The organism is Nocardioides sp. P5_C9_2 (assembly GCF_054049555.1).
This window is the reverse complement of record NZ_JBFUMD010000183.1, coordinates 1-6,930: the sequence shown is the minus strand read 5'-3', so window position 1 is coordinate 6,930 and position 6,930 is coordinate 1. Positions and strand designations below refer to the sequence as shown.

Annotated in this window: 4 protein-coding genes and 1 pseudogene; 4 read left to right on the top strand and 1 reads right to left on the bottom strand. The window is 74.6% G+C overall.

Annotated elements, in window-relative coordinates; all coding sequences use genetic code 11:
- Nucleotides 1-108: 108 nt before the first annotated feature.
- Nucleotides 109-387, bottom strand: coding sequence for a DUF2218 domain-containing protein (locus tag ACXJKL_RS10835; RefSeq protein ID WP_457207059.1), 279 nt, complete (start codon nt 385-387; stop codon nt 109-111).
- Between the two features lie 83 nt (nt 388-470).
- On the opposite strand from ACXJKL_RS10835, the gene ACXJKL_RS10830 reads away from it, so the two are divergent.
- The 4 genes and pseudogenes from ACXJKL_RS10830 to ACXJKL_RS10815 form a co-directional block, all read left to right on the top strand.
- Nucleotides 471-1,148 (top strand): hypothetical protein, encoded by a 678-nt coding sequence (locus ACXJKL_RS10830; protein WP_457207058.1) that lies wholly within the window; start codon nt 471-473, stop codon nt 1,146-1,148.
- A complete protein-coding gene (locus ACXJKL_RS10825; protein WP_457207057.1) occupies nt 1,145-2,725 on the top strand; it encodes a Y-family DNA polymerase in 1,581 nt (526 codons plus the stop codon). The genes ACXJKL_RS10830 and ACXJKL_RS10825 overlap by 4 nt, the downstream gene beginning before the upstream one ends.
- Before the next feature lie 27 nt (nt 2,726-2,752).
- On the top strand, nt 2,753-6,163 hold the full coding sequence (locus tag ACXJKL_RS10820) for an error-prone DNA polymerase (protein ID WP_457207056.1): 3,411 nt from the start codon (nt 2,753-2,755) through the stop codon (nt 6,161-6,163).
- A 72-nt stretch (nt 6,164-6,235) separates the two neighbouring features.
- A pseudogene (locus tag ACXJKL_RS10815) lies at nt 6,236-6,930 on the top strand (hypothetical protein); the annotation flags it as partial.

The following is a 6,930-nucleotide window of genomic DNA, read 5'->3' as shown; positions in this document are numbered from 1 at the left end:
GGCATGCGCACGGGCCGGGTCTCGCGTCCGTGGGCACGGACGCAGCACCGCGCCTGGGCCGACGAGACCGACGCCGCCGACCTTCGGGACTGACCGCCCTCCGCGTCCTCAGGCCCAGACGACCTCGAGCTCGTCGCGCTGGCCGAAGCGCTGCAGGTGGTCGGCGACCACCTGGGCCCACCGGTCCAGGTCACCGTCCGCAGGCACGCTCGCCTCGACCTCCAGGGCCCCTTCGACAGGTCGGAGCACCACGGTCTGGCCGTTGCCCATGACGAGCGTGCGCACTGCCCCGTCCTCGGTGACGGTGGCCTTCGCCGCCCAGTGTCCGGCCAGCTGCTTGGCGTAGCGGTCGGGACGGTCGGTGGCCATGGTGCCGTGCTTGCTCATGCACCCAGCCAACCACCGAGGCGGGCCCGAGCAAAGCGCGCCTCTCGCTTGACTCCTTCGAACGCCTGTTCGATCATGAGCACATGTCGTCCAGCCGCTCCTTTGCCGCGCTCGACCCGGGGCGTCCGGTGGTCGAGCAGCTGCGCGAGCGGGTCGCGGCGATGGAGCGCAAGCCTGCCATGCAGCCCGTCGCGACGCTGCCCGGGATCGCTGACCTGGCGCCGCTGCACGCGGGAGCGACGTACGCGGTCGACTCCGCCTCCCTGGCGCTCGCGCTGGCCGCGGGAGCCTCCCGGGCGGGCGAGTGGGTCGGCTTCGCCGGCTGCCGCGACTTCGGGGCGGAGGCCGCGGCGGAGCTGGGCATCGAGCTGTCCCGCACGGTGCTGGTGCCCGACCCGGGCGAGCACTGGCTGGAGGTGACGTCGGCGCTGGTCGACGTGCTCCGGGTGGTGGTCCTGCGTGCGCCCGCGTCCGTCGACGAGCGGACCGCGGGGCTCCTCGACTCGCGGCTGCGCACGCGCTCGGCCGTGCTGGTGGTCCACGGGCACTGGCCGCGGGTCGAGGCGAGGCTGAGCGTCGAGGAGTCGAGCTGGACCGGCCCGATGTCCGGCACCGGGCAGCTGCAGGAGCGACGTGCCCGGGTCGTCGTACGACGGGGCGCACGTCCGCCGCAGCACGCGGACCTCGCGTGGCCGGGGGTGCACCACGTGGAGGGGCAGGTGCGCGAGCTCCGGCGGCGCGTGGACGGAAGAGCCGGATGAGGGTGATGGTGGTCTGGTGCCCCGACTGGTCGGTGGTCGCCGCGCTCGACGAGGCGGAGCGGTCACCGCGCTCCCCCGCCGCCGTCCTCTCCGCCAACGTGATCGAGGTGTGCAACGGTCCCGCCCGGTCCGAGGGCGTGAGGCGTGGCCAGCGCCGTCGCGACGCCCAGGCCCGGTGCCCCGACCTCGTGCTGCTGCCCGCCAACCCCGATCGCGACGCCCGGGCCTTCGAGCCGGTGCTCGCCACGGTCGAGGACCTGCGCCCAGGGGTCGCGGCACTGCGACCCGGCCTGCTGGCCGTCCGGGCGCCGGGCAGCTGGTACGGCTCCGAGACCGCCGCCGCCGCGACGGTGTGCCAGGCACTGGTGGCGAGCGGTGTCTGGGACGTCCGGCTCGGCATCGGCGACGACCTCTTCACCGCCGAGCAGGCGGCCCGCACGGCTGACGTGCAGTCCTGGGTGGTCGTCCCGGCCGGTGGGTCCGCCTCGTTCCTGCGGGGCCTGCCCGCGCACGTCCTCCAGGGCGACGGCGCCCAGGGTCGCGCGCTGGTGAGCCTCCTGCAGAGGCTCGGCCTCAGCACGCTCGGCGACCTCGCCGACCTCCCGGGCGATGCGGTCGAGCACCGCCTGGGCACCTACGGCGCCGCCGTACGACGACGGGCCCGAGGTGAGGACCGGGCACTCTTCGCCGCGCGCACCCCACCCCCCGAGCTCGACGCGGAGGTGTCCTTCGAGCCGCCCCTCGACTCCGTCGAGGCCATCACCTTCAGCGTCCGCACGACCGCCGAACGGTTCGTCTCCCGGCTGGCGCACCATCAGCTCGTGGCCACCGGGGTGCGGGTCGAGGCGGCGGCCGACGGCGCCGTCTGCTCCTCCCGCGTCTGGCTGCACCCGCGTCACTTCGACGCCCGCGACCTCGTCGACCGGGTGCACTGGCAGCTGCAGTCGGCCGACGTCGGCGGCTCGCTGCGGGCTCGCAAGCACTCCGGGGTGGTGCGGGCKCCGATCGACCGGGTCACCTTCGTCCCGGAGCTCGTCGAGCCCGCGGCCGCCCACGGCGAGGCGCTGTGGGGCTCCGCGTCCGACGACCTCGTCGAGCGCGGCGTGGCCCGGGTGCAGGGGATGGTCGGCTTCGACGCGGTGCGGCGCCCGGTGCTGCAGGGTGGCCGCAGCCCCTCGGCACGACAGGCCCTGGTGCCCTGGGGCGAGCGCGCCGTCGACCTGCGCCCGCTCGACCGGCCGTGGCCGGGTCGGGTGCCCGGGCCGGCACCCGTCCGGGTCTTCGCCACTCCCCCGGTCGCCGAGGTCGTGGACGACGCGGGCCGGGACGTGCGCGTCACCGACCGGGGCGTGGTCACCGGGGAGCCACGTCGCTTCCGGGTGCCGGGCACCGTCGACGAGCAGAGCTTGCCCTGGCAGCCGGTGACCGCGTGGGCCGGGCCGTGGCCGACCGACGAGGGCTGGTGGTCGGGCGGGACCGGGATGGCGGCCCGGTTCCAGGTCGTCGGCGCCGACGGACGCGCCTGGCTGCTGCTGCGCGCGCCCGAGGGATGGTCCCTGGAGGCCGGCTATGACTGACCGCCGCCTCACCGGAGGGGTGCGCTGATGGGCTGGAACAACCCCGCCATGCACTGGAAGGAGCTCGAGCGCCGGCTCAGCGGCCTGCCGGGGGCCGACGACGCCCCGGTGTCGCGGCGCAAGCGCCCTGCCACCGAGACGCGGTCCATCGAGCGGCCCGCCACGGTCACGCCGTACGCCGAGCTCCACTGCCACAGCCACTTCAGCTTCCTCGACGGCGCCAGCTCGCCGGCCGAGCTGGTCGAGGAGGCGGTGCGCCTGGGGCTGCACGCGCTGGCGATCACCGATCACGACGGCTTCTACGGCGCTCCGATGCTGGCCGAGGCCGCGGCGGCCTACGACCTGCCCACCGTCTTCGGCGCCGAGCTGTCCCTGGGCCTCGGCGGGCCGCAGAACGGCGTGCCCGACCCCGAGGGCAGCCACCTGCTCGTGCTGGCGCGGGGCGTCGAGGGCTATCACCGGCTCGCCGCGGCGATGACCGACGCCCACCTGCGCGGCGACGAGAAGGGGCGGCCCGTCTACGACCTCGACGAGCTCGGCGAACGCGGCCGTGGTCACTGGGTGGTGCTGACCGGCTGCCGCAAGGGCGCCGTTCAACAGGCCTTGACGACCGGGGGTGAGGCTGCGGCGGCCCCGGCCCTCGACCGGTTGACCTCCCTCTTCGGCCTCGAGCACGTGCTCGTCGAGCTCTCGCCGCGCCCGGGTGCCGACGCCACCAACGCGGCGCTCGCCCGGCTGGCCTCCGTCCACGGCCTCGACGTCGTCGCCGCCGGCAACGTCCACCACGCCACCCCGCAGCAGCGCCGGCTGGCCTCGGCGATGGCGGCGGTGCGCGCCCGCCGCAGCCTGGCCGAGCTCGACGGCTGGCTCGACCTGACGGGCTCGGCCCACCTCCGCAGCGGGGCGGAGACGGCGGCCGCGCTGGCGGCGTACCCCCACGACCTCGGACGCAGGGCCGTGGCCCGCAGCGCCTCGCTCGCCGACGAGCTGGCCTTCGACCTGCGCAAGGCCTCCCCAGCGCTGCCCAAGCGGCAGATCCCCGAGGGCCACACCGCCGACTCCTGGCTGCGGGTGCTCGCCGAGCGCGGCTTCGCCGAGCGCTACGCCGGCGTCCCCCACGAGCGGGAGGCACGCGAACGCCTCGAGCACGAGCTGCGCGTCGTCGCCGAGAAGGACTTCGCCGGCTACTTCGTCATCGTCCACGACATCGTCGCCTTCGCCCGCGAGCGCGGCATCCTGTGCCAGGGGCGTGGATCCGCGGCGAGCTCCGCAGTCTGCTACGCCCTCGGGATCACCGCGGTCGACGCCGTCTTCTACCGGCTGCCGTTCGAGCGGTTCATCTCCGCCCACCGCGACGAGGAGCCCGACATCGACGTCGACTTCGACTCCATCCGGCGCGAGGAGGTCATCCAGTGGGTCTACGACACCTACGGGCGCCGCAACGCCGCGCAGGTGGCCAACGTGATCGGCTACCGCCCGCGGATGGCGGTGCGCGACGCCGCCAAGGCGCTCGGCCACTCCCAGGGTCAGCAGGACGCGTGGTCCAAGCAGATCGACGGTTGGCAGTCGGTGGTGGCCGGCGACATGGGCGACCCGGACGCCCACGACATCCCCGCTCCCGTCGTCGCCCTCGCCGAGGAGCTGATGGGGGCGCCCCGCCACCTCGGTATCCACTCCGGGGGGATGGTCCTCACCGAGCGGCCCATCGGCGAGGTCTGTCCCATCGAGCGGGCGCGGATGGACCGGCGGACCGTGCTGCAGTGGGACAAGGACGCCTGCGAGTCGATGGGCCTGGTCAAGTTCGACCTGCTCGGCCTGGGCATGCTCGGCGCGCTCGACCACATGATGCGGCTGGTCGCCCACCACCTCGGCGAGCAGTGGGACCTCGCGACGATGCCCAAGGAGGAGCCCGCCGTCTACGACATGCTGTGCCGCGCCGACTCGATCGGGGTCTTCCAGGTCGAGAGCCGCGCCCAGATCGGCACGCTGCCGCGGTTGCGCCCGCGCGAGTTCTACGACCTCGCCATCGAGATCGCCCTGATCCGTCCCGGTCCCATCCAGGGCGGGGCCGTGCACCCCTACGTGCGCCGGGCCACCGGCAAGGAAGAGGTCACCTACGACCACCCCGAGCTGGTGCCCGTGCTCGAGCGCACCAAGGGGGTGCCGCTCTTCCAGGAGCAGCTGATGGCGATGGCGGTCACCCTCGGCGACTGCAGCCGCGACGACGCCGACCTGCTGCGCCGCGCCATGGGGTCCAAGCGGGGGGTCGAGCGGATCGAGTCGGTCAAGCAGAAGCTGTACGCCGGGATGGCGCGACGCGGGATCACCGGCGACCTCGCCGACTCGATCTACGTCAAGATCCTGTCCTTCGCGAACTTCGGCTTCGCCGAGTCGCACGCCCTGTCCTTCGCGCTGCTGGTCTACGCCTCCTCCTGGTTCAAGCTGCACTACCCGGCGGCGTTCCTGGCCGGCCTGCTCCGCAACCAGCCGATGGGGTTCTACTCCCCGCAGTCGCTGGTCGGCGACGCCCGGCGCCACGGCGTCGACGTACGCCGTCCCGACGTCACCCGGTCCGCGGCCCAGGCCGACCTCGAGGCGGTCGTGACGGGACCGGTGGCACCCTCCGGTCCGGCCGAGTGCTGCCGGCCGCGGTTCGACCGCGCCGAGTGGGTGCCCGGCACCCCCGACCCGGTCCCGACCCACCGCCGCGACGGCGCGCTCGCCGTACGGCTCGGGCTCGACTCGGTGCGCGGCATCGGTCTCGACGTGGCGCGCCGGATCGTCGCCGCCCGTGACGAGGCACCGTTCACCGGCGTCACCGACCTGTCCCGGCGCGCCGACCTCACGTCCGCGCAGCTCGAGGCGCTGGCCACCGCCGGCGCGTTCGACGCCTGGGGGCTGGACCGCAGGGAGGCCCTGTGGACGGCGGGCTTCGCCGAGGGGGCCGAGCACCTGCCCGGCACCACTCCCGCCCCGGCGGCACCCACCCTGCCCGGCATGAGCGAGCCCGAGATCACCCTGGCCGACCTGTGGGCCACGGGCGTCTCGCCCGAGCGTCACCCGATCGAGCACCTGCGCGCCGAGCTGCGCCGCGCCGGCGTGCGCTCCGTCGCCGAGCTCGACGGCACCGAGAGCGGCCGCCGCGTCCACGTCGGCGGCCTCGTCACCCACCGGCAGCGGCCCGGGACCGCGATGGGCGTCACCTTCCTCAACCTCGAGGACGAGACGGGCATGCTCAACGTCGTGTGCTCGGTCGGGGTGATGAAGGTGCACCGGCGGGCCGCCCGCAAACGGGTCGCCGTGGTCGTCCGCGGACGCATCGAGCGCAACGAGGGCGTCACCAACCTCATCGCCGACCGGGTGGAGGGCATCGACGTCCTGGTGCCGGGCGCAGGAGCAGTGCTGCAGGCGCGAGCGTCGTCGCGCGACTTCCGGTGACCGGCCCGCCGCCGGGACCCTGACCGGGGACCGGGATACGCTCCCCGCACTGCACGACGACAGGATGTGGCCATGAGCGGCTGGCGACCCCGGCGCGCAACGGGATGGTCGTCCATCCGCTTCGCGCGCCGATCGGCCCTGGGTCATCGGCGCGGGCAGACCCTGGCGCTGGTCGCGGTTTCCGCCCTGATCACCGCCTGCACCGCCTTCGCGCCGCTCTACGACCGGGCCATGCAGCAGGCGCTCGTCGACACCCTGTTGGCCCAGGCGAGCACCTCCGAGAAGGCCGTCACGGTCCAGTCGGAGGCGATCGTCGACGCGGGCGGCGCGACCGACGCGCGCGACCCCCGCGAGCTCCGGACGATGGTCCCGCGGGACGTCGCCGCACGGCTGGAGCCAGCCGTCCTGGGCCGCACCGCGAGCGTCACCCCGGTCGTCGGCGACGTCCCGCCGACGGGGCCGCTCCTCTGGCGCGAGGGCGCGTGCCAGCACCTCCGCATCGTCAGCGGCACCTGTCCCGCCGCGCCCGGCGAGATCCTGGTCAGCGACGTCGACGTCGAGAACTTCGACCTCTCCCCCGGCTCGACCACGACCGTGGCGCCCGCCATCGGCGCGCAGGACGGCGTGCGGCTCGAGGTCGTCGGCACCTACGCAGCACGTGACACTGCGTGGTGGCAGGGCCAGCGGCTGGTGGGCCTCTCGAGCGTCTCCCACGGTCCCGACCCCACGGCCGCCCACGACGCCTGGCTGACGACCGAGGACACCTT

Bases quoted from the DNA above. Each gene is read 5' to 3' on its own strand.
- ACXJKL_RS10835 (WP_457207059.1), bottom strand. From the start codon at position 387: ATGAGCAAGCACGGCACCATGGCCACCGACCGTCCCGACCGCTACGCC.
- ACXJKL_RS10830 (WP_457207058.1), top strand. From the start codon at position 471: ATGTCGTCCAGCCGCTCCTTTGCCGCGCTCGACCCGGGGCGTCCGGTG.
- ACXJKL_RS10820 (WP_457207056.1), top strand. From the start codon at position 2,753: ATGGGCTGGAACAACCCCGCCATGCACTGGAAGGAGCTCGAGCGCCGG.